Genomic DNA, 698 nt, shown 5'->3' on the forward strand with positions numbered 1-698 from the left:
CATTTGATGTTAATGTCGATATTTGGTAAGGTTTCTAAATAAGTGTAATTACTTTCAGCCGTATAGTAAGCATTCTTCAACAATTCAATCCACAGTCGTAGGCGGCAAATCTTCACAGAATTGGGGTTAATATCAACGCCAAATAAACAGTTCTCAATAATTTGACGCTTCTCCTTGAAAAGAGTTTCCTGCATGCGCCGACTTTCCGCATTGAGTGGGTTGTAAGCAAATAAATTACCTTCGGCATCGGTCACAATCAGCTCGTCATTTTCAATGGCAAGTTGATAGTCCGCTTTGCGGATACGCTTACCGGTAGCATCTACCAAAATACCCAATTCATATTTCAAGAGTATCAGTTCATTGAGAGCAGACACAAGAAAGTGACCCGAACCAACAGCTGGATCACACAGCCGCAAACTGTTAATTAGTTCATTAGCTTCGACTATATTGTCGATATGGTTGTATAGATCTATACGGGTGGTACAATTCCAGCCATAATAACCATTAAACTTTTGCAACACGGTCTTGGTGATTGCTTCACGGCACATGAACATAGTGATAAAGCCTGGAGTGAATACCGAACCATCCTTGTGACCATTTATTTTCTCGAATATAAGCCCTAAAACAGAAGCATTGATGAGTGTTTTAGCCTCTTCTTGCACTTCTTCACTGCCTTCGCTCGCAAAGTTATAAGCATC

At 40.4% G+C, this 698-nt stretch carries 1 protein-coding gene; it reads right to left on the reverse strand.

What is annotated here, in order from left to right; all coding sequences use genetic code 11:
* The coding region (locus H8S63_RS19785) for a DNA methyltransferase (RefSeq protein ID WP_370527616.1) at window positions 1–698 on the reverse strand (698 nt) is incomplete at both ends.

Origin of the sequence: Bacteroides sp. NSJ-39, from assembly GCF_014287315.1 — a bacterium.
In the GTDB taxonomy this organism is placed as follows: Bacteria; Bacteroidota; Bacteroidia; order Bacteroidales; family Bacteroidaceae; genus Bacteroides; species Bacteroides finegoldii.